Source organism: Sphingomonas sp. P4_D12 (assembly GCF_056401895.1).
This window is the reverse complement of sequence record NZ_JBFUIL010000010.1, coordinates 58,491-79,575: the sequence shown is the minus strand read 5'-3', so window position 1 is coordinate 79,575 and position 21,085 is coordinate 58,491. Positions and strand designations below refer to the sequence as shown.

The 21,085-nt window shown below is 63.8% G+C and carries 16 protein-coding genes; 3 read left to right on the top strand and 13 right to left on the bottom strand.

The features are described 5' to 3' along the window. Nucleotide 1: 1 nt before the first annotated feature. The 4 genes from AC1DSD_RS18405 to AC1DSD_RS18390 all read right to left on the bottom strand — a co-directional run bounded on the left by AC1DSD_RS18405 (nucleotide 2) and on the right by AC1DSD_RS18390 (nucleotide 4,283). Complete coding sequence (locus AC1DSD_RS18405; RefSeq protein WP_478032146.1) at nucleotides 2–1,267, bottom strand: restriction endonuclease subunit S; 1,266 nt, start codon at nucleotides 1,265–1,267, stop codon at nucleotides 2–4. Further along, a complete protein-coding gene (locus tag AC1DSD_RS18400) occupies nucleotides 1,264–3,486 on the bottom strand; it encodes a type I restriction-modification system subunit M (protein WP_478032145.1) in 2,223 nt (740 codons plus the stop codon). The genes AC1DSD_RS18405 and AC1DSD_RS18400 overlap by 4 nt, the downstream gene beginning before the upstream one ends. Before the next feature lie 87 nt (nucleotides 3,487–3,573). Continuing rightward, entirely contained in the window at nucleotides 3,574–3,918 is a 345-nt protein-coding gene (locus AC1DSD_RS18395; RefSeq protein ID WP_478032143.1) for a helix-turn-helix domain-containing protein, read from the bottom strand. Beyond that, nucleotides 3,915–4,283, bottom strand: coding sequence for a type II toxin-antitoxin system RelE/ParE family toxin (locus tag AC1DSD_RS18390; RefSeq protein ID WP_478032142.1), 369 nt, complete (start codon nucleotides 4,281–4,283; stop codon nucleotides 3,915–3,917). Before AC1DSD_RS18390 ends, AC1DSD_RS18395 begins: the two co-directional genes overlap by 4 nt. A 180-nt stretch (nucleotides 4,284–4,463) precedes the next feature. On the opposite strand from AC1DSD_RS18390, the gene AC1DSD_RS18385 reads away from it, so the two are divergent. Then, nucleotides 4,464–5,702: a PAS domain-containing protein gene (locus AC1DSD_RS18385; RefSeq protein WP_478032140.1), complete on the top strand. Its 1,239-nt coding sequence runs from the start codon at nucleotides 4,464–4,466 to the stop codon at nucleotides 5,700–5,702. A gap of 251 nt (nucleotides 5,703–5,953) precedes the next feature. Beyond that, a complete protein-coding gene (locus AC1DSD_RS18380) occupies nucleotides 5,954–10,561 on the top strand; it encodes an NAD-glutamate dehydrogenase (protein ID WP_478032139.1) in 4,608 nt (1,535 codons plus the stop codon). Nucleotides 10,562–10,805: 244 nt separating this feature from the next. Here the strand turns inward: AC1DSD_RS18380 and AC1DSD_RS18375 are convergent, their stop codons facing one another. From AC1DSD_RS18375 to AC1DSD_RS18335, 9 genes are all read right to left on the bottom strand, one after another. Next, a complete protein-coding gene (locus tag AC1DSD_RS18375) occupies nucleotides 10,806–11,921 on the bottom strand; it encodes a PepSY-associated TM helix domain-containing protein (protein WP_478032138.1) in 1,116 nt (371 codons plus the stop codon). 2 nt (nucleotides 11,922–11,923) lie between these two features. Next, a complete protein-coding gene (locus tag AC1DSD_RS18370) occupies nucleotides 11,924–12,607 on the bottom strand; it encodes a Fe2+-dependent dioxygenase (protein WP_478032137.1) in 684 nt (227 codons plus the stop codon). Next, on the bottom strand, nucleotides 12,601–13,293 hold the full coding sequence (locus AC1DSD_RS18365) for a tetratricopeptide repeat protein (protein ID WP_478032136.1): 693 nt from the start codon (nucleotides 13,291–13,293) through the stop codon (nucleotides 12,601–12,603). The genes AC1DSD_RS18370 and AC1DSD_RS18365 overlap by 7 nt, the downstream gene beginning before the upstream one ends. A gap of 38 nt (nucleotides 13,294–13,331) precedes the next feature. After that, complete coding sequence (locus AC1DSD_RS18360; RefSeq protein WP_478032135.1) at nucleotides 13,332–15,893, bottom strand: TonB-dependent receptor; 2,562 nt, start codon at nucleotides 15,891–15,893, stop codon at nucleotides 13,332–13,334. Between the two features lie 70 nt (nucleotides 15,894–15,963). Next, on the bottom strand, nucleotides 15,964–16,230 hold the full coding sequence (locus AC1DSD_RS18355) for a ribbon-helix-helix domain-containing protein (RefSeq protein WP_478032134.1): 267 nt from the start codon (nucleotides 16,228–16,230) through the stop codon (nucleotides 15,964–15,966). Between the two features lie 109 nt (nucleotides 16,231–16,339). Further along, nucleotides 16,340–18,166 carry a cobaltochelatase subunit CobT gene (gene cobT, locus AC1DSD_RS18350; RefSeq protein ID WP_478032133.1) on the bottom strand — a complete coding sequence of 609 codons (1,827 nt, stop codon included), beginning with the start codon at nucleotides 18,164–18,166 and terminating at the stop codon, nucleotides 16,340–16,342. A 10-nt stretch (nucleotides 18,167–18,176) separates the two neighbouring features. Beyond that, nucleotides 18,177–19,181, bottom strand: coding sequence for a cobaltochelatase subunit CobS (gene cobS / locus AC1DSD_RS18345; protein ID WP_478032131.1), 1,005 nt, complete (start codon nucleotides 19,179–19,181; stop codon nucleotides 18,177–18,179). A gap of 111 nt (nucleotides 19,182–19,292) precedes the next feature. Next, nucleotides 19,293–19,754, bottom strand: a complete 462-nt coding sequence (locus AC1DSD_RS18340) for an SRPBCC domain-containing protein (RefSeq protein WP_478032130.1) — start codon at nucleotides 19,752–19,754, stop codon at nucleotides 19,293–19,295. A 2-nt stretch (nucleotides 19,755–19,756) separates the two neighbouring features. After that, nucleotides 19,757–20,440 carry a winged helix-turn-helix transcriptional regulator gene (locus AC1DSD_RS18335; protein ID WP_478032129.1) on the bottom strand — a complete coding sequence of 228 codons (684 nt, stop codon included), beginning with the start codon at nucleotides 20,438–20,440 and terminating at the stop codon, nucleotides 19,757–19,759. Between the two features lie 105 nt (nucleotides 20,441–20,545). On the opposite strand from AC1DSD_RS18335, the gene AC1DSD_RS18330 reads away from it, so the two are divergent. Then, nucleotides 20,546–20,983, top strand: a complete 438-nt coding sequence (locus tag AC1DSD_RS18330) for a VOC family protein (protein ID WP_478032127.1) — start codon at nucleotides 20,546–20,548, stop codon at nucleotides 20,981–20,983. Nucleotides 20,984–21,085 lie beyond the last annotated feature (102 nt).

Genomic DNA, 21,085 nt, shown 5'->3' with positions numbered 1-21,085 from the left:
CCTAAATCTCCATTCGTCCGGTAACGGCGGACGTGACCAGTGCGGAACGGTGTTCGACAAGCAAGGAGATACTATCGAAAATCGCCCGCTCAACAACTTCGGCCTTTGCTACTGCGGCGCGAACGAATGTCGAAATGGCAACTTGTTCATCTTTTGGCGGCATTGGAAGTGAGTACTTCTTTATGACGTCTACGTTGACTCGTTTGAAGGTAGCCCCAACGAGGTAGCTTCCCAGTTGCGTCAAGCAGGCCGTTGAGTTCAGGAAATACTCAAGAAAGCTGGGTAAAACGGCCGAAGGCCGAACGAGACATAAATCCTGTCCAAGGCATATTGCGCGATTGTCCCGGACGAGAGCGGCAGAGCCAACGGACGCATTTCGACTATAGATGATGTCGTCCGTCCGGGGACGCCTACCACCCTCGGACATCACTGCCAACTCATCTTCACTGACCTGCCGTTTCGTTTGGTAATCGATCTTATAAGGCGATATTTCCGTGGTGCTAACCAACGGGATGCCATCATCGATGTATTCCGGCGTACGGTGTTTGCAATCAAGCACTTGTGAAACGAAGGAAAGCCGTTTCACTTCCCAATGCGCGGGGATTTGGCCGAGCCAGTTTATGCCGCTATCTTTCAAGGGCGCGCCGGGGTTCAGGCCTTTGGTAACGGCTTGAGTGATGATCGCCTGCCGTTTTTCAGCGAGGCGCTCCAGCAGCACTTGCTTGCGGGCAATCAGCGTGTCAATTCGAGTCGTCTTTTCATCCAGAACGGCGGCAATGCGCTTCTGGGTCTCGAGAGATGGCCATTTCCACGGTAGCTTGAGAATGTCTGCGGGATTGACCCGCTGATGGCTGCGTGTGGCCGACTGGACAATTGCCGACAGGCGATCCGTGACTTTCTCGCTTAGCCACACATAATAGCCATAACGTTGATGAAAGTGGTCCGATTGGATCGGTACAAACTCGCCCGACGCCAGCGTGACCATATCGCCCTGCGGCTCTGCAATGCAGATTGTCCGCTTGCGCGGGTTGAGCTTGGAAACCAAAAGTGTTGATTTTGAGATCAGCAGCTTGGTGCTGTCGATGTCATCGGCTGGCTCAATCAGCGGCCCGCCGGTCTCCTGCACCTGCGGGATGGAGTAGTGGGCGACCATATTCCCTTCAAATCGTTCGGGCGACACTGTTACGCGATAGGGGTTGCACAGAAAGTCAGCACGCAATTCCGACCACTCGGGCGGAAACTCCGCAAGCCAGTCCGCTTCGATCACGAGACCAACCCCTTGAGCAAGCCGGAAATCTCGCTCTCCAGCTTGTTGATGTCCGCCTCAATCTCGCCCAACGACCGCGGCGGTTTGTAAACGTAGAAATGCCGGTTGATCGGGATTTCATAGCCGACTTTGGTCTTGGAATAGTCCACCCAGGCATCGGGCACGTGGGGCAGCACTTCGGCGGCGATATAGGCTTGGATGGCGGGCTTCATCGCCGCGACCAGATCGTCATTGGGCATGTCCGGCCCGAACTTCATCGGCAGCTGTAGGGCGGTGCCGGGCGGCAGCGGAATATTCTCGGTATCGCGCAATTCGCTGTCCGGCTCCGGCCGGCCCTTGGTATCGCGGCAGATCTCCGCCGTGGCATCACGCTCGCCTAGAGCTGCGAAGATTGCTTTCTTGATCGGCGCGGGGAGCTTGAGCTTCGCGCGCTTAGCGGCAGCCTCCAGCGCGACCTCGAAGCGATCCCGGTCCTTATGCAGACCGCCGTCTGCGAACGTACCGAGCATGGACCGTATCGCCTCTTGCACGCCCCTGCCTTCGGCCTCTTCGGCTTCCGCCGCATTGGCGTCCTTGCGCTTTTTCGATACGGCGAGCGCGATAAAGGCCGATTGATCGTCCAGCCGCGCGATCCGCTCGGGCGTCGCCTCGAAATTGAGGCGCAAGGGCCGCTCGACAGTGACTTTCAGAAAGCCAAATTCGCGGTTCTCGAAGATGCGACTGACAACGCGCTCTTCCCACGTTCCAGCCTTTTCGTCAGCGCAGATCCGCGCCATCTCGCCATCGATGAAATTGTCATAGAGCCGGGTGAGGTCGGCGATATGCGCGTCGCTCAATTCGTTGCGCTTGTTATTGAGACTCTTTTTCATCTTGGCAAAAAAGCGAGTGCCGTCGATGAGCTGGACCTTGCCGCGCCGCTCTGGCTGCTTTCGGTTAGTGACGAGCCAGATATAAGTAAAAATGCCAGTGTTGTAAAAGAGTTGATCGGGCAGCGCGACGATAGCGTCGAGCCAGTCGTTCTCGATGATCCAGCGACGGATATTGGACGGACCGGACCCGGCATCGCCACTGAACAAAGGCGATCCGTTGAAGATGATCGCTATCTTCGATCCTGACCGATCAGGATCCCCCGCGGCATAGGGATGCATCTTGGCGATCATGTGCTGGAGGAACAGCAGCGAACCATCGTTGATCGCCGGCAGTCCCGCGCCGAATCGGCCGCCAAAGCCCAGTTCCTCTGCCTCCTTGGCGACGACTTTCTGCTGATCTTTCCACTCTACGCCGAAAGGCGGGTTGGCGAGCATGTAATCGAACTTCTTTTCTGGGAAGCCGTCGTGCGTCTTGCCATCACCCAGCGTGTCGCCAAGGATCAAGTTGTTGGTTTCCTCATCTTTGATGAGCATGTCCGAGCAGCAGATCGCCCAGCTTTCGTCGTTATATTCCTGCCCATATAGGCCGAGCTCGGCCTTGGGGTTTCCGGCGCGGATCGTTTCTTCGGAAACGGATAGCATGCCGCCGGTTCCGCAAGCCGGGTCATAGATTTCGCGATAAACGCGCGGTTTGTAGACATCTTCCTCGCCCGTATAGACGAGATGCGTCATTAGACGGATGACTTCGCGCGGGGTGAAATGATCCCCAGCCTCTTCGTTCGCCTGCTCGTTGAACTTCATCACGAGGTGTTCGAACAGATAGCCCATCTGCAAATTGTCGATGTCGTTGTCCGGGTGAAGATCCACCTCGGCCATCGCCTTGACGATCGTGTAGAGCCGGTTGCTCGCATCGAGTTTCTCGATCTGCTCGCCGAATTTGAACTTATCGAAGATCGCTCGAGCGGTTTCTGAGAACCCGTTGATGTAGGAGACGAGGTTCGGAGCGATGTTTTCGCTGTCCCCGAGCAGCTTCTGAAAGGTGAAGGGGCTGGTGTTGTAGAGCGGTTGCTTACGATCCTTGTCGACCACCCGGGTCAGCAGCCTGGGGATCGCGTTCTCCGGCGTGCCCGCCGCAACCAGCCGCTGATACTCCGCAACGACGGCCTCTTTGGTCGGCTCCAGCACACAGTCGAGCCGGCGCAACACAACCATGGGAAGCATGACTAAGCGATATTGTGGCGGCCGATACGGCCCTCTCAGGCGATTAGCGACTTCCCAGATTTTGCCGGCAATGAGCTTGTGGCGTTCAGTAAGCAAAATGACCCTCCCGTTCGGCTGGGGTCGTGCCAAACGGTGAACGAGATGTCACCGGAAACTTGGGTCGAGGTGATTGGATTTGAACCGCTTTGGGCGGGATTCGGGCTGCCACCCCTCCGCTCACGCCGTCTCCAACGCCCGATCAGTTTGCTCCACGCGGAGTTCGCCGACGCCGTCGTGTCGACCGGTGGCGATAGTGATGACCACGTCATGCCCTAGCTGTTGCAGACAATCCTCCAGACGCTCGCGCGAGATGTCCTTCAGTTTCCCCCGACAAATCTCCGAGATTCTGGCCTGTGGAATGCCGGTGCGCTGCTGGACCTGCCGCTGGCTGAGCCCAAGCTCCTGGATGGTCTTGGTGATGATGATCGCGAGCTTGGCCTTGGCGGCAAAGGATGGGCTGCGGCCGAGATGGTCAAGAACGCTCTCACCGGCGGGTACGGTGTATCCGATGTCGATGGTCATTTGCCTCGGTCCTTCTTCATCTGCTCAATCTTGATCCTGGCTGCCGCCAACCTGGCATCGATCGTCGCCTTGTCAGCCGCCGGGATCTCCCCGCCCTTCTTCGACTTCTTCTTGAAACAGTGGAGGACGAACACGACGTCCTCATGCTTCAAATAATAGACCGCCCGATAGGCATCGCCATCGTGGCTGTCCCTCAATTCCCACACGCCGTTTTCGAACGTCTTCGTAAGGTGCTTGGCGCCCTCTGGTGTTACGTCATTCTGGACAAGGCCGAGTTCGTAACCGAACTGATCGATGACCTCCTCCGGCATATCCAGGAGATCCTTGTAGGAGGATCCCAGGAAATCGACTCTCTTGTTGTCCATCTTGACGTGGCTCCCTAGTGAGTGTTGATATCAATACTGGTATCAATTGTCAATGGGCGAGCGCTCTCCATCCGCCCTACCACCCCAAAATCACCCCACCCCAACACCCTTTACGCTTCGTTTACCACGCCCGGCGCAAAACACGCTCTGTGCAGGGCGATGTGCGCTCAGGGGACGCTTATGGATTCGCAGCGCGGCTACGAAGAGGACCGGTCGGATGCCGATCGCGTCGTCGCGGATGATGGGATCGACGACACGGTGGCGGCGGCGATCGGCAACGATGAGCGGCGCATGCACGTGCGCGCGTACAACCATTGGGTGTCGTTGCTGCGTGGGCGCGCTTATCCGTCGATCGAGGATCTCGACCCCGCCAATATCGCCGATTTCGGCCCGCATTCGGTGCTGCTCGATTTCACCGCCGGGATCGAGGATCCGGCGATCGCCTATCTCGGCCGCGCGCTGCGCGACGAGACCGCGCTCGATCAGTCGATCACCCATATCTCGCAAGTGCCCAGCCGGTCGCTGCTGTCGCGGCTGACCGACCATTATCTTCAGATCATCGCCAACCGCGCCCCGATCGGGTTCGAGGCCGAGTTCGTCGGCACGCGCGGCTATAACACCATGTATCGCGGCATCCTGATGCCCTTCTCCTCGAACGACGACACGATCGATTTCATCTATGGCGTGATCAACTGGAAGGAACTGGTCGACGCCGAGACGCAAAAGAAGCTCGACGCCGAGGTCGATACCGCGCTGCGCGCCGCGCCCAAGCCTCAGGCGGCCGCCCCGGTCTGGGCCGATGGTCCCGCCGCCGACGTGTCGCCGGTCGCCGAGCCAGACGATCTGGCCGGCAAGCTGGAACAGGCGCGGCAAACCGCGCAGGCGGCGACCAATGCCGATACGCGCAGCCGCGCCGCGCTCTATCGCGCGCTGGGCCGCGCGCACGATTTCGGGCTCGCCGCCGAACAGGATAGCGACACTTACGACCGGTTGCTCGCCGATGCCGGGGTGACCGTGCAGGAGCGCGCGCCGATGACCGCGGTGGCGAAATTGGTGTTCGGCGCCGATTACGACAAAGCGCGGCTGACCGAATTCGCCGCGGTGCTGGCCCATGCCCGCCGCCACGCCATCCCCGTGGGGCAGCTGACGCCGTTGCTGGAAACCGTCAACGGCGGGATCAAGGCAGTGGTCGCGGCTGAGCGGGCGGCGCGTAATCCTGCGAAGGAAGAGGGGCGCGATCCGCTTGCGGATATTGCCGAGCGGCTGGTGCTGGCGAGTGTCGAGTTTGCTACCGGGCTGGAGCCTGGGGAGCTGGTCGTGCTGCTGGGGCGGGCGACGGGTGAAGGGACGGTGGATATCGTTGCTTCGGTGGCGAATGACCGGTCGCTCGCGGCTCGGACGTTGAAGGCGGCGAAGTAGTTCCAAAGCTCGGCGCATCTCCCGCGCTGTCTTACACTCCTGCGTCATCCCGGCCTTGTGCCGGGATCCACGGTGCCGCAAGCGCGGAACCCTGAGCCTCTTGCTTCTCAGCCAGCCTCCCGGTGGATCCCGGCACAAGGCCGGGATGACGGTTGGAATAGGCCGCACCCGCCCGTCTTATTACCCCCACAAACCAAGTTACACCCGAAACTATCCTTGAGCCCGCCGGTCCGCGGGGGCATAGGACGGCGATGGCCAAGACCACGCTGAAATCGCTGTCGGACGCGCTTGCGGACCGGCTGACCAAGGGCGCCTTGCCGGGAGAGCTGCAGGGGTTTGGAAAGGCGGAGCGCGCGGAAGCCGCGAACTTCGTCGCCACCGCCGCGTACAACCGCCCGCCGGGCGGGCCGACCATGGCGATCGAGCCGATCGCGGCCAACGATCCGCGCCGCCGCATGCGCGTGGCGATCGTTAATGACGACATGCCGTTCCTGGTCGATTCGGTCGCGGCGACCATCGCGGCGCAGGGCATTGCGGTGGATCGCATCATCCACCCGGTCATCCCGGTCACGCGCGACCCCTCGGGCGGGCTGATGGGCGTCGGCGACGGCAATCCCGAATCGATGATCTATATCGAGATGGAGCGGGCCGATGCGCGCGAGCGCCGGGCGCTGGTCACCGCGCTCGAAGACAATCTGAAGGACGTGCGCGCCGCGGTGTACGACTGGGTGCCGTTGCAGGAGGCGATGGCGACCGATGCCGCGACGCTGACCGGCACGGGCGCGGAATTGCTCCGCTGGTTCCTCGACCGCCATTTCACGCTGCTCGGTCACGGCAAGTTCGGCCGCGAAGGCGGCGCGCGCGATCCGCTCGGCATCTGCCGCAACAAGCACGAGACCCCGATCCTGGCCGAAGCCTCGCGCGCGCTGGCGATCGAATGGTTCGAAAAGGGCAATGAAGCGCCGTTGCTGCTCAAGTCGAACTTCATCTCCAGCGTGCATCGCCACATCCCGCTCGACCTGATCGTGGTGCCGATCCGCGATGGCAAGAAGGTTTCCGGCCTGTCGATCCATGCCGGCCTGTGGACCTCTTCCGCGCTCAACTCACCGCCCGACGACGTGCCCGGGCTGCGCACGCGGCTGGGCGATTTGCAGAAGAAATTCGGGTTCGATCCCAAGGGCCATGCCGGCAAGGCGCTCGAACACGCACTGACCACCCTGCCCCACGATCTGCTGATCGCCTTCACGCCCGAGGCGCTGGAGGACGTCGCGCTGACCGCGATGAGCCTGGCCGACCGGCCGCGGCCCAAATTGGTGTTGGCGCGGTCGATCCTGGGCCGGCATCTATTCTGTTTCGTGTGGCTGCCGCGCGACGAATTCACCACCGCGCGCCGCATCGCGATCGGCGACATGCTGGCCGAGGCGGCCGGCGGCGCCGTGCTCAACTGGGCGATCGCGATGGACGATCTGGTCGCGCTGATCCGCTATACGGTCGATCTGCGCGGCGAGAGCCGGATGCCCGACGTCGCCGCGCTCGATACCCGCCTGGCGCGGATGATGCGCGGCTGGGCGCCGGCGGTCGAAGCGGCGCTGGCCGAAACCGATGTGGCGCGGTCGACGCGATTGGCGCTGCGCTGGGCGAATTGCTTCCCGCAAGGCTATCGCACGGTCAACAGCGCCGACGAAGCGGCGCGCGACATCCTCAGCCTGTCGACGCTCGAAACGCCGGAGCAGCGCGCGGTCCGCCTCTATCGCGACGCGCGCGGCGAAGCGCGGCTGAAACTCTATCGCCTCGGCGGCTCGATCGCGCTGTCGGATGCGGTGCCGGTGCTGGAGAATTTCGGCTTCCGCGTGATCGAGGAAGTGCCGACCGCGCTGACCGACGAGGGTCAGGGCTACATCCACGAATTCCTGATCGAGGCGGCGGGCGGCGTCGGCGCGGTGTTCGACGGCAATACCAGCGTGCTGGAAAATGCGGTCGCCGCGGTGCTGGAAGGCAATGCGGAGAACGATGCGTTCAACCGCCTGATCGTCGACCTCAATATGGCGCCAAGCTCGGCGGTGCTGTTCCGCGCCTGGTTCCGCTATCTGCGCCAGGGCGGACTGAACTATGGCCTGACCACGGTGGTCGACGCGCTGCGCCGGGCGCCGGTGGTCACCGCCGCGCTGATCGACCGGTTCGACGCCGCGCACGGGCCGGGCGGCAAAAGCGAAGCCGGGGTGATCGCCGCCGATGAGGCGATCAAGGCCGGGCTCAACAATGTCTCAGCGATCGACGACGACCGCATCCTGCGCGCGATCCATGGCGTGATCGCCGCGACGTTGCGCACCAACGCTTTCACCCCCGCGGCGGACGAAGCGCTGGCGTTCAAGCTCGACAGCCACAAGGTGCCGGGCCTGCCCGCGCCGCTGCCTTGGCGCGAGATCTGGGTGTACAGCCCGCGGGTCGAGGGCATCCATCTGCGCGCCGGCCCGGTCGCGCGCGGCGGGCTGCGCTGGTCCGACCGGCGCGACGACTTCCGCACCGAGATTCTCGGCCTGATGAAGGCGCAGCGCGTCAAGAACGCGGTGATCGTGCCGACCGGCGCGAAGGGCGGCTTCTATCCCAAGCAGCTCCCCAGCCCCGCGGTCGATCGCGATGCCTGGTTCGCCGAAGGGACCGAGAGCTACCGCATCTTCATCCGCACTTTGCTGTCCGTCACCGACAATATCGTCGAGGGCAAGGTCGTCCATCCCAGGGGCGTGACGATCCTGGACGGCGACGATCCCTATTTCGTCGTCGCCGCCGACAAGGGCACCGCGACCTTCTCCGACGTCGCCAATGCGATCGCGATCGAGCGCGGCTTCTGGCTGGGCGACGCTTTCGCCTCGGGCGGCAGCTACGGCTATGACCACAAGGCGATGGCGATCACTGCCAAGGGCGCCTGGATCTCGGTCCAGCGCCATTTCGCCGAGCGCGGGGTCGACGTTCAGACGCAATCGATCCGCGTCGTCGGCTGCGGCGACATGTCGGGCGACGTGTTCGGCAATGGCATGTTGTTGAGCCAGGCGATCAAGCTGGTCGCGGCGTTCGACCACCGCCACATCTTCCTCGACCCCGATCCCGATCCGGCCGCGAGCTGGGCGGAGCGCGAGCGCATGTTCAACCTGCCGCGGTCGAGCTGGGCGGATTACAATCCCAAGCTGATCTCGAAAGGCGGCGGCGTGTTCCCGCGCAGCGCCAAGACGATCCCGCTGTCGAAACAGGTCAAGGCCGCGCTCGACATTCAGGCCGACGAGCTCGAGCCCGCCGCGTTGATCTCGGCGATCCTCAAATCGCCGGCCGACCTGATCTGGTTCGGCGGCATCGGCACCTATGTGAAGGCCGCGAGCGAGAACCATATCGAAGTCGGCGACCCGGCCAATGACCGCCTGCGCGTCAATGCCGAGGATCTGCGCGCGACCGCGATCGGCGAAGGCGCCAATCTGGGCGTGACCCAGGCGGGACGCATCGCCTTCGCGTCGAAGGGCGGCCGGATCAATACCGACTTCATCGACAATTCGGCCGGCGTCGATTGCTCGGATAACGAGGTCAATATCAAGATCGCGCTCAACCGCGAGATGATCGAAGGCCGGCTGCAATTCGAGGCGCGCAACAAATTGCTCGTCCAGATGACCGACGACGTCGCGCACCTGGTGCTCGAGGACAACCGCCTGCAGACGCTGGCGCTGTCGATCATGGAGCAAGACGGCGCCCAAGCCTTGCCGAGCTTCGTCCGCCTGATCGAGATTTTCGAAAGCGCTGGTCGGCTCGACCGCGTGGTCGAGGGCCTGGCCGATAACGGCACCTTGCTCCGTCGCGCGCCCGAAGGCCGCGGCCTGACCCGTCCCGAACTCGCGGTGCTGCTCGCCACCGCCAAGCTCGCGCTGCAGGACGCGATCGAGCATTCCAACCTAGGCGGCGATGACCAATTGCTCACCGATCTCCACGCCGCTTTCCCGCCGGCGATGCGCAAGAAATTCGGCGAGGCGATCGACCACCACCGCCTGCGCGGCGAGATCATCGCGACCAAGCTCGCCAATCGCGTCGTCAACCGCTTGGGCGTACTCCACCCGTTCGAGCTGGCGGAGGAAGAAGGTGCTGCGATGGCTGACATCGCGGCGATGTTCGTCGTGGTCGAGCGGCTCTACGATCTCGACAAATTATGGGCGGAGATCGAGCGTGCGCCGATGCCCGAAACGGGCCGCCTGGCGCTGTTCGACGAAGTGGCGGTCGCGGTGCGTAGCCAGATCGCCGATCTGTTGCGGGTGACCGCGCCCGGCGCCACGCCGTCGGTCGTGATCGCGCGGCTGGCCAAGGGCGTCGCCGCGCTCGACCGCAAGACCAAGGAATTGCTGCTCGAGGAAGCGAGCGCGCAATCGGTCCGCATCTCGACCAGCCTGGAAGCGGCTGGCGCACCGGCGGCGCTGGCGAAGAAGGTCGTGCGGCTGTTCGAGCTCGACGGCGCGGTCGGCCTTGCCGATCTTGGCGCCGAGCTCGGCATGGACGAGACCGTCCTGACCCGCGCCTTCACCCATCTCGGCCAGGCGCTCGGGCTGGACTGGGCACAGGCGACCGCGGCGCGCATCCTGTCGAGCGACCCGTGGGAACGCCTGCTGATCGCCGGGCTCGCGCGCGACTTCCAACAGCTCCGCCTCGAATTCCTCGAACGGCATGCCGGCAAGGATCCCGAGGCCGCGGTCGAGATGTGGCTGGGCGCCAATGCTGGCCGCGTCGCGCAATTCAAGGGCGTGGTCGACCGCGCCCGGACGGCAGCGACGCCGAATGCCGCGATGCTGGCGCAGATCGCGGGGCAAGCGCGAGTGTTGCTGGGGCGGTAATCGCTAACCCTCTCCCGCGTGCGGGAGAGGGAGGGGCCCGCCGCCGAAGGCGGTGGGAGGGTGAGGGTCTTCTTACTTCTTCTGTCCCGGCACCCGCGCCTCGAAGAAGAAAGAAGACCCTCACCCAACCTGCACCGGGTGAACAGCGCCCCGCGCTGTTCAGGTCATGCCGGGGGCATGACCGACCCGGTGCACCCGCGTGCGGGAGAGGGCTTGAGCGCAGCTGCCGTCTACGACTGCAGGTTCAAACTTTAACCTCAATCTTCGCCCTCTGCCGCGCCTTCAACTCACCCTTCCATCCCCGCGCGCGCCACCACATGATCACCCCGGTGACTGCCAGTACGGCCGGCAGCAACCCGCCGAGGAAAATCACCACCTGCCACAGCAAACCCATCCGCGTGCCGTCATGGATGCGGCGCATCAGGCGGGCAGTGTCTTCCCTGGGCGGCGGCGAGGCCTTCGCCGTTCCGGTCGCATCGTCGACCTTGACCTGACGCCCGGCCCCTTCGCCGATCGTCACGGTCCATTCGGGCTTGAGGTCGGTCGGCCAGGCGATCATCGCAACGTCGCCGGGCAATGCCGCCCGGGCGCTGGCGATCGCGGTATCGAGGCTGGTCTTCGGCGCCTCCAAAGGCTTGGCGCGCGCCATCGCGGCGCGGTCGGGGCCCTTTTGCGGCTGCGCGCCCGACATCGCGCCGAAGAATTGCGGAAAGCTGATCCACGCGCCGGTCAGCGACAGTGCGAATAACGGCAAGGCGATCCAGAAGCCGAACAGATGATGCAGATTGGTATCGAGATGGCGATGCCGCCGCCACCTGAGCCCGCGCACCCATTTGCCGACGGTCGGCCACCACAGCCAGATGCCGGTAAAGCACGAGAACAGCATCGCGACGCCCAGCCAGCCGACGATCGAGCGCCCCCAGACCGGGACCATCAAACTGCCATGGATCATGTGCATCGCGCGGATCAGGCCGGAATTGCTGTTCGCGTGATCGAGCACCCGCGCGGTGGGCGGATCGAGCCAGACGTTGGTGCGCGTCGGTGGTCCCGCTTGCGATCGGGCGCCACCCGGTATGGCCGCGACGATCACCGGGCCATCGCGCTGGGGCAAGGTGATCGACTGGATACGGTCGTCGGGCTTGAGCACCGATTTCGCCGCCGCGACATAGAGCTGGGAATCGAGCGTCTGCGCGCCGCTTACCGTATAACGCTGCGGGTTAAGGCCATGGTCGAGCGCTTCGTCCCATACCAGCGCAGCGCCGGTCACGCACAAGGGGATGATCAGGATCGCCAGAATCAGCCCGATCCACTTGTGCACCTGGAACCAGAAATTGCGCAGCCCGATCTTGGTCATCGTCATCCTTATGCCTCGGCCCAGCGCCGCAGCAGGTTGTGATAGGTTCCGGTCAGCCGAACCACCGCCGGGTCGTCCTGGCCGAGCCGCGCCGCGACGTCCTGCACCGCCTGGTCGAGCTCGAACAGGATGCGGCGCGCGCCATCGTCGCGAACCATCGACTGGATCCAGAAGAAGGAGGCGATACGCTCGCCGCGGGTGACCGGTTCGACGCGATGCACGCTCGACGCCGGATAGAGCACCATGTGCCCGGCGGGCAGCTTGACGCGCTGCTCGCCGAACTGGTCCTCGATCACCAATTCGCCGCCGTCATAGCTGTCGGGGTCGGACAGGAAGAGCGTCGCCGACAAATCACTGCGCACGCGAAAGTCGCTGCCGCGGCGGATACGGATCGCGCTGTCGACATGCGCGCCGAACGTGTCGCCGCCGGCATAGCGATTGAACAGGGGCGGATAGACTTTGAGCGGCAAAGCGGCGGCGACGAACAATGCCGTGCCCGACAAGGCATCCAGCGCCACCGTCCCCGCCTCGCGCGCCGCTGCCGACTCCTCGGGCAGTTGCGCATTCTGTTTGGCGAGCGCCGATTGATGGCCGGAGGTCGCATTGCCATCGATCCATTCGGCCGCGTCGATCATCGCGCGCAACCTGGCGACGCCCGTCGCGTCGAGCACATCGGGGATCGCGATCAGCATCGCGCGGCTCCGCGCTCGATGGCGGCGCGGCCGCGCGCGCGAAAGGCGGGCACCGGCGAGGCGTCGAGAAACGCCGCTGCTTTGGCGACAAAAGCCGGCGTTGCCCGCTCCCCTGCCCGTTCGATCCAGCGAAGCGCTTCCTCCCCGCGTCCCTTGGCGCCGAGCATGCGCGCGTGGTTGAACATGCCGCGGAAATCGCCGCCCTCGGCCGCGCGTTCGTAGAGCCGCGCCGCCTTGGTCAGGTTGCGGGCGACTACCCAGCCATCTTCATGGAAGCTGCCGACGAAGTTGATCGCTTTGGCATTACCCAGCTTGGCCGCCTTCTCGAACCAGGCGAACGCCGCCGCCTTGTCCTCGGCGACACCGTGCCCGAGCGCGAGCAAGGTTGCATAATTGTACATCGCCCAGTCGAGTCCGCGCTCAGCGGCGATGCGATAACAATCCGCCGCACGCGCCTTGTCGACCGCGACGCCCCAGCCGAGATCGTAACAGCGCCCGACCATGTTGAGCGCCATCAAATGGCCCTGCGCCGCGGCGCGATTGAACCAGGCGAAGCCGGCGGCTTCGTCCTTGGCCACGCCGTTTCCGTCGAGCAGCACTTGGCCGTAAAGTGCCTGCGCCTCGGCCTCTCCGCTCTCGGCGAGCCGGCGAAGAAACGCCGCGCGCTCGCCCGGGTCATCGGGCAAGCGCGCGGCACTGACGACGGTGGAGGGGGGTACCGTCGTCAGAACTTGAACTCCACCGACCCGAACACCGTCCGCCCGGTGGCGATCGACGCGTAATGGCTGGTATAGACCTGGTTGAAATAGACCTTGTCGGTCAGGTTCTGCGCGTTGACGCTGAGCTGAATGTTCTTGGTCAGCTTGTACGAGGCGCGCGCATCGAACCGCCAATAAGACGGGATCATGCGATAGAGCACCTTGGTCGCAGGCGTGACCGTCACGACACCGCCGTCGGTCTGCGTCGCCGCACGGTTATCGGCATAGCCGCCGAACTGCTTGTCCATATAGAGCGCCCCGCCACTGACCGAGAAGCGCTTGGTCACGTCGACGGTGGTCCAGGCGGTGAACGAGTTCTTCGCGGTTTGCGGCACCTGCTTGCCGGTGTTGACCGACACCACCTGCACCGTCGTCGCCTTGGCAGCGCCGTTGGCCGGTACGGTCAGCGCGGTGAAGCCGCCATCGGTGATCTTGGGATCGAGATAGGTATAGCCGCCGAACACCGTCCAGCCGGGCAGGATCGTGCCGTTGACGGTGAGCTCCAGCCCGCGAATGCGCGTCTTGCCCAGGAAGGACGGCAGGCCATCGTTACCCGTCACGCGCGCATTGTCGATATCGGTCTGGAAAATCGCGAGACCCAACCCTAGCCGCTCCTTGAACAGGCTCGCCTTGGCGCCGACTTCGTACGACTTGGTCTTCTGCACCTTCAGCGCGTCGAGGATCGCCAGATTCTGATTAGTGACGGTGGTCGGCAGCGCATTGTCCTCGCGACCCTCCCCCAGCAAAGTGTTGGGCGGCGTCGCGGCGGTCGCGTAGCTTGCATAGAGGCTGGTCTCGGGGGTCGGTTTGAACACCAGGCCCGCCTGCCAGTTGAACAATTCGTCGGTCCGGCCGAGCCTGAACGATTGGGTCGCCGCATAAGTCTGACCAGGCGTGGTCACGGACTTGAAGCGGTCGAACCGTGCGCCGAGGTTGAGGATCAGTTGCGGCGTCAAGGTGATCGAGTCGAAACCGTAGATGCTGACGGTGTTGGCGTCGTTCTGCGTCTCTTCGAGCGGCAGGGATTTCACGATCGGCGACGGCGCGGCCGAGGCGTCGCTCGCGTAATTGACCCAGTGATCATAGGGATTCGGGTTGAACAGGCTGGTGCAATAATAACGCGACACCGTCGCCGTGTTGCAGCGCGGGCTGATGGTCGAGCCGGTCGACAATGTTTCGACGCCGGAGGAATTGAGAAAGCCGCGCGTCACGAACGTGCCGCGGCGTGCCTTTTCCCAGGAGAATTCCGCGCCGACCGCGATGCTGTGCTTGATCCCGCCGGTATCGAACGTGCCGTAGAGATCGATCTGATCGGTCAGCGCGTCCGAATAACTGTACCGCGTATTGGCGCGACGCCAGACATAACCGCCGCTAACGAGGTCGCCGCGCGTTCCCGCCGCTCCGGTCGTCGGATTGGTTGACGCGGTGCCGTAGACGTTGCCGGTGCTGTCGTCGGGCAGCAGGAAGATATAGGCCTGCGTCGAATGCGACCAGCGCGCGGTGTTGCGGATGGTGAGCGTCGGCGACAGATCGTGTTCGAAGCGGATCGTCGCCTGATCGGTGGTCGCGTCGCGGAAATCGCGGTCGACCAGTCCGTAGAAATTGCTGCGATCGACATAGCCGGTCTGGCCGCCAGCGGTGGTGATCCGGCCGAGCGCCGGTTGGGTATAGATGTTGCCCGTGCCCGGCGCGTTGGCGATCGTGTAAAGATACGGAATACCGCTATCAGGCAGTTCGTGGCTTTCCAGCCGATAGTAACTCGCGGTTAATCGCGTGGCCGTGCCGAGACCGATCGTCAGCGATGGCGCGAAACCCCAGCGCCTGGCCCAGATCGCGTCGCGGCCGGAAAAGTCTTGATCGTGCCACAGGCCCTGCACGCGGAACGCCACGGTCGGCGTGATCGCGATGTTGAGATCGGCGGTGACGCGCTTGTAATCGGCCTCGCCATAGCTCGCGGTGACACTGCCGAACGTGCCGGCCTTGGGCAATTTGGAGATGATGTTGATCGTTCCGCCGGCCGAGCCGCGCCCGCCCAGGGTCGAGTCCGAACCGCGGACGATCTGCACCGAATCGATCGCGAAGGTCTCGCGCGTCTGCGACGACAAATCGCGGACGCCATCGACATAGATCGACCCCTGGCTGTCGAAGCCGCGAATGAACGGACGGTCGCCGATCGGATTGCCACCCTCGGCCGCGCCGAAGGTGATGCCCGGTACGGTGCGCAACGCGTCCTGGAGCGAGGCCGATCCGGTTTCCTCGATCACCTTGCTGGGGATGACGACGATCGATTTGGGCGTGTCGACGACGCGCGCCACATCCTTGGGCCCGCTCGGCTCCGCCTCGGCTTTGATCAGCTGACCATTGATGATGATGTCGTGGCGACGATCCTGATCGTCGCCGTCGTCATTGGCGGGCGTCGGATCGGGGCCATCGGCGGCCAGCGCCGGATGCGTGGCGAAAGCGCCGACGCAGGACAGAGCCAGGAAAGCAGGCTGCGCGACGCGACGCGCGGCATTGTTGCGATTCACTCTTATCTCCCTTGTTGGGAGATCCGCTATTGAGAGTCGTTCGCAGTGTCAACGCTATTGAGAAATATTCTCAACTACTCTGGTCATTCGCCTCGCTAAACGCCCAGGTCCGCAGCGCGCTGGCGAGATTGGGCGGATCGTCGGCGAGGATGCGCAGCGCGTCGATCTCTGCGACCAGCGCAGAGAGCGGCAAGCCGCGGATCTGCGCCGCGTGTTCGAGCGCTCGCCAGAATATGGGTTCGAGCGTGATCGAGGTTTCGTGCCCGGCGATGGTGATCGAGCGTTTGACGGGGCCGGCGAAACCGCCCGGAGGAGGAGATATTTCCCTCGTCGTCATGCCGGGCTTGTCCCGGCATCCACCGCGCAACAACGCCTCAGCTCGGTTGTGGAGGAGTGGACCCCGGCACAAGGCCGGGGTGACGGCTGTTGATTCAGGCTGCTCTCACTCAAGGCTTGTCGAACAATGCCGCGAGTTGCTCGATGATCGCGCCGCCCAATTGCTCGGCGTCCATGATCGTCACCGCGCGCTCGTAATAGCGCGTCACGTCGTGGCCAATGCCGATCGCGACCAGTTCAACCGGCGAGCGGTTCTCGATCCAGTGGATCACCTGACGCAAATGGCGTTCGAGATACGATCCGCTGTTCACCGACAAGGTGGAGTCGTCGACCGGCGCGCCGTCGGAGATCACCATCATGATCTTGCGCTCTTCTGACCGCCCGATCAGCCGCGCATGCGCCCAGAGCAGCGCCTCGCCGTCGATATTCTCCTTGAGCAGCCCTTCGCGCATCATCAGCCCCAGGCTGGGCTTGGCGCGGCGCCACGGCTCGTCGGCCTGTTTGTAGACGATGTGGCGGACGTCGTTGAGGCGGCCGGGCTGCGGCGGGCGCCCCGCGGCTAGCCAGCTCTCGCGCGCCTGCCCGCCTTTCCACGCGCGTGTGGTGAAGCCCAATATCTCGGTCTTGACCCCGCAGCGTTCGAGCGTGCGTGCCAGGATGTCGGCGCTGATCGCGGCGATCGAGATCGGCCGCCCGCGCATCGACCCCGAATTGTCGATCAACAAGGTGACGACGGTGTCCTTGAATTCGGTGTCGCGCTCGATCTTGTAGCTGAGCGACTGCATCGGGTTGATCACCACGCGCGCCAGCCGCGCAGCGTCGAGCAGCCCTTCTTCCTGGTCGAAATCCCACGACCGGTTCTGCTGCGCCATCAGCCGGCGCTGCAGCCGGTTGGCGAGCTTGGTCACCGCACCCTGCAGATGGACCAATTGCTGGTCGAGATACGAGCGCAGCCGCGTCAGCTCCTCGGCGTCGCACAGCTCGGTCGCGGCGATCACCTCATCGAACTGGGTGGTCCACGCTTTGTAATCGAATTGCGACGAGGGATCGGCGAACGGGCGATTGGGGCGGACGGGGAGCATCCCCTCCTCGCCTTCGTCGCCGGCCTCGCCATCGGCATCCTCGAAGGATTCGTCGCCGGCCTCCGAGCCCTCGCCATCGTCGCTGTCGGCCTCGGACTGCTCGCCACGCGCTTCGACTTCGCCCTGGCCCTGCTCGCCCTGGTCGTCGCCTTCCTCGCCCTGATCCTGCTCCTCGTCAGTCCCTTCGTCGTCCGAGCCGCCGTCATCGCTGTCCTCGGGGATCTGGTCGCCTTCGACCAGTTCGAGATCCTCGAGCAATTTGGTCGCCAGGCTGGCGAACGCACGCTGATCGTCGAGCGCGAGGCGGAGCGCGTCGAGATCGCCGCCCGCTTTCTCCTCGATCCACTCGCGGACCAAATCGAGCCCTTGCCGCGCCACGTCGGGCGCCGCCTGGCCGGTCAGCCGCTCGCGCACCAGCAACTGGATCGCGGTCGATAGCGGAACTTCGTCACGGCTGCGCGCCCGCGTGATCGGGTCCGAGCGCAAGCGCATGTCGAGCGCATGGTTCAGATTGTCCGAAATCCCGGCATAGCCGCGCGACCCCAACGCCTCGACCCGCGCCGTCTCCGCCGCATCGAACACCGCGCGCGCGACGGCATCGTGCGGCGCATTCTTGAGGTGGAGCGACGGGTTGTGGAGTTTCAGCCGCAGCGCGAATGAATCGGCAAAGCCGCGCGCCTCAGCGACCTGGTCGGCCGGGAGCGTCCGCGCCGGCATCGGCACCTTGATATGCTTGCCCGACTGCGCCGGCGCGTCGGCGGTGAACGCAAGTTCGACCTCGGCCTCGTCGGCAAGCGCGCGCGACGCGCCGCCGAGCACGGCCTTGAAGCGATCGAGGGGTGTATCCTGCGCCACGCGCTCGCTGTTACGCCTTCGCCACTACGCTCTCGGGCAAATCTTTCCCGAACACGCGCTGATAATATTCCGCCACCAGCGCCCGCTCCGCTTCGTCGCACTTGTTGAGGAACGACAAGCGGAACGCGAAGCCGACATCGCCGAAGATCAGCGCGTTCTGCGCCCAGGTGATCACGGTACGCGGGCTCATCACGGTCGAGATGTCGCCGTTGATGAAGCCCTTGCGAGTCAGATCTGCGACGCGGACCATGTTGTCGACGACCTGCTTGCCGTCGGGCTTGTCATATTCGCCCGACTTGGCGAGCACGATCTGCGCCTCGACCGCGGCGGGCAGATAGTTGAGCGTCACGACGATGTTCCAACGGTCCATCTGACCCTGGTTGATCTGTTGCGTGCCGTGATAAAGGCCGCTGGTGTCGCCCAGGCCGACCGTGTTCGCGGTCGCGAACAACCGGAAATAGGGGTTGGGGCGGATCACGCGGTTCTGGTCGAGCAGAGTCAGCTTGCCCTCGGTCTCGAGCACGCGCTGGATCACGAACATCACGTCGGGGCGGCCGGCATCATATTCGTCGAACACCAAAGCGGTCGGCGTCTGCAGCGCCCAGGGCAGCAGGCCTTCGCGGAATTCGGTGACCTGCTGGCCGTCCTTGAGCACGATCGCGTCGCGGCCAATCAGGTCGATACGGCTGATATGCGCGTCGAGGTTGATGCGGATGCACGGCCAGTTGAGGCGCGCCGCGACCTGTTCGATATGCGTCGACTTACCGGTGCCGTGATAGCCCTGGACCATCACGCGGCGATTGTGCGCGAAGCCCGCCAGGATCGCCAGCGTGGTGTCGGGATCGAACACATAAGCGGGGTCGAGATCCGGCACGCGCTCGTCGGCCTCGCTGAACGCGGGCACTTCCATGTCGCTGTCGATGCCGAACAGGTCACGGACCTTCCTGATCTGGTCGGGCGCGTCGAGCAATGTCGTCTGGCGGCTGTCGGGCTGGATGTTGGGGATATCGGTCATCAACTATTCCTTCGCGGCGCCCTCCCTAGACGCGGCGGTACGGCGAAGTCGAGACGTGATTGCGGACCCGATGTTCGAAAATCCGCCTTCGTCAGATGCGCGCGCTTGCCTCTATTCAAGGAAGTCTGCGAGGTTGGAGAGGGTTGAGGCGAGCCCCCGAGCATGATCCTCGGCCGAGATGCCGGGCGGTACATCGGACGCGGTAATCATGACCACCGTTCCTTCTGGGACGGCGCGAAGCAACCAGGTCATCGTTATCGTGCCGGCGTAAGCGGGGTCGTCCGACTCGAAATCAGCGGTCTGGACGATGCGTTCGCCGGGGATCAGTTCGACCAGCCGCCCGTCCACAGTATCGGCATCGGCCGAACTCTTGCCGGCGGTGGCGTGCTCGCCGGTAAAGGTCAGCGTCAGGCGATAATGCCCGCCAGGCCATGGCTCGAACCGATCGAATTTCCCCGTCATGCCCTCAGGCGGTAACCAACGCGTCTGCGCTTCGGGATCGATGAAGGCGTCGTAAATCGCCTCGGGCGTCGCTCGGATGATCCGGCTGGCGCTGTCGGTCCGCCCAGTCACGATCAATCCTCGGTCCATTTGGGCGGCAGCGGGAACAGCGTGACGAACCGCTCGGCGAGCGCACGGTCCCCTTCGACCGTGACCAAGCCTAATTTCTCGCCTTCCGCGATGGGCACGCCGCCATAGGTCAGCGCGGCAAATCCGCGTGGGGTCGAGGTGAAGACGAGATCGGCATCCACTGGTTCGGTCCGCGCCACTTGAAAGCTGCTATTGGCGAGTTCGGTGGTGAACACCTCATCGCCCAGCCGAAAACCGATCCTCGCGACCATGCCCGCCGAACGTTCGGCCGACAACATGGTGCGGAACGACAGCATCAGCGACGCCGCCGACAAGGGCAAGGACGGATCATGCGCGGGCGATCGCGTCGCCCAGCGGCCGAGCTCCTGGATCGCGGTTTCGCTTTCATAACCCCAGCGAGTCAGCTCATAGATCTGGACTGAGGCGGGCGGCGGCAGTTTGCGCTTCTGGAGAATGCCGGCGGCCTCCATCCCTTCGAGCCGCTGGGTCAGCACATTGGCGCTGATGCCGTTGAGCGCGCCTTTGAGCTCGCCGAAGCGCCGGCCGCCGAACATCAGCTCGCGAACGATCAACAGCGACCAGCGTTCGCCCACCAATTCGAGCGCCATCGCGGTGCCGCAGGCATCGTCATACCACCGTTTTTCCACCATTTTTTCCAGCTTAGTCACTTTTTATAACTTCATGGTTGCTTTTTGTAACTTGAGTCGGCATAAAAGTCAAGTCAGCCGATTCGCCAGCCCCCTTGGCGGTCCCCGGCTCTAGGGAGAGAACAGATGACCAAGATGATTTTCGTGAACCTGCCGGTCGCCGATGTCGCCAAGTCGACTGCCTTCTACGAAGCGATCGGGTTCGAGAAGAATCCGCAGTTCAGCAACGAACAGGCGTCGTGCATGGTCTGGTCCGACGCGATCCACGTGATGTTGCTCGACCATGGCTTCTACCGGACCTTCACGACCAAAGAGATCGCCGACACGCACAAGACCAGCGCCACGCTGATCGCCTTGTCGCGCGACAGCCGTACGGAGGTCGACGCGATCACCGATGCCGCGATCGCCGCCGGCGGCCGCCAGACGCGCGCCACGGAGGACGGGGGCTTCATGTACAGTCGCCCGTTCGAGGATCTCGACGGTCATACGTTCGAGCCGATCTACATGGACATGGAAGCGTTCCCCGCCGCGACGACCGATCAGCTTGAGGGCGCCGCGGCCTAAGCGCCGCGCCCCTCCCCCCAAAGGAGATTTCCGATGCCCGAACGTTTCCGCCCCTGGATTGCCGGCCTTTTCTGGTTCGCCGTGACCGGCATCGTCATCCTC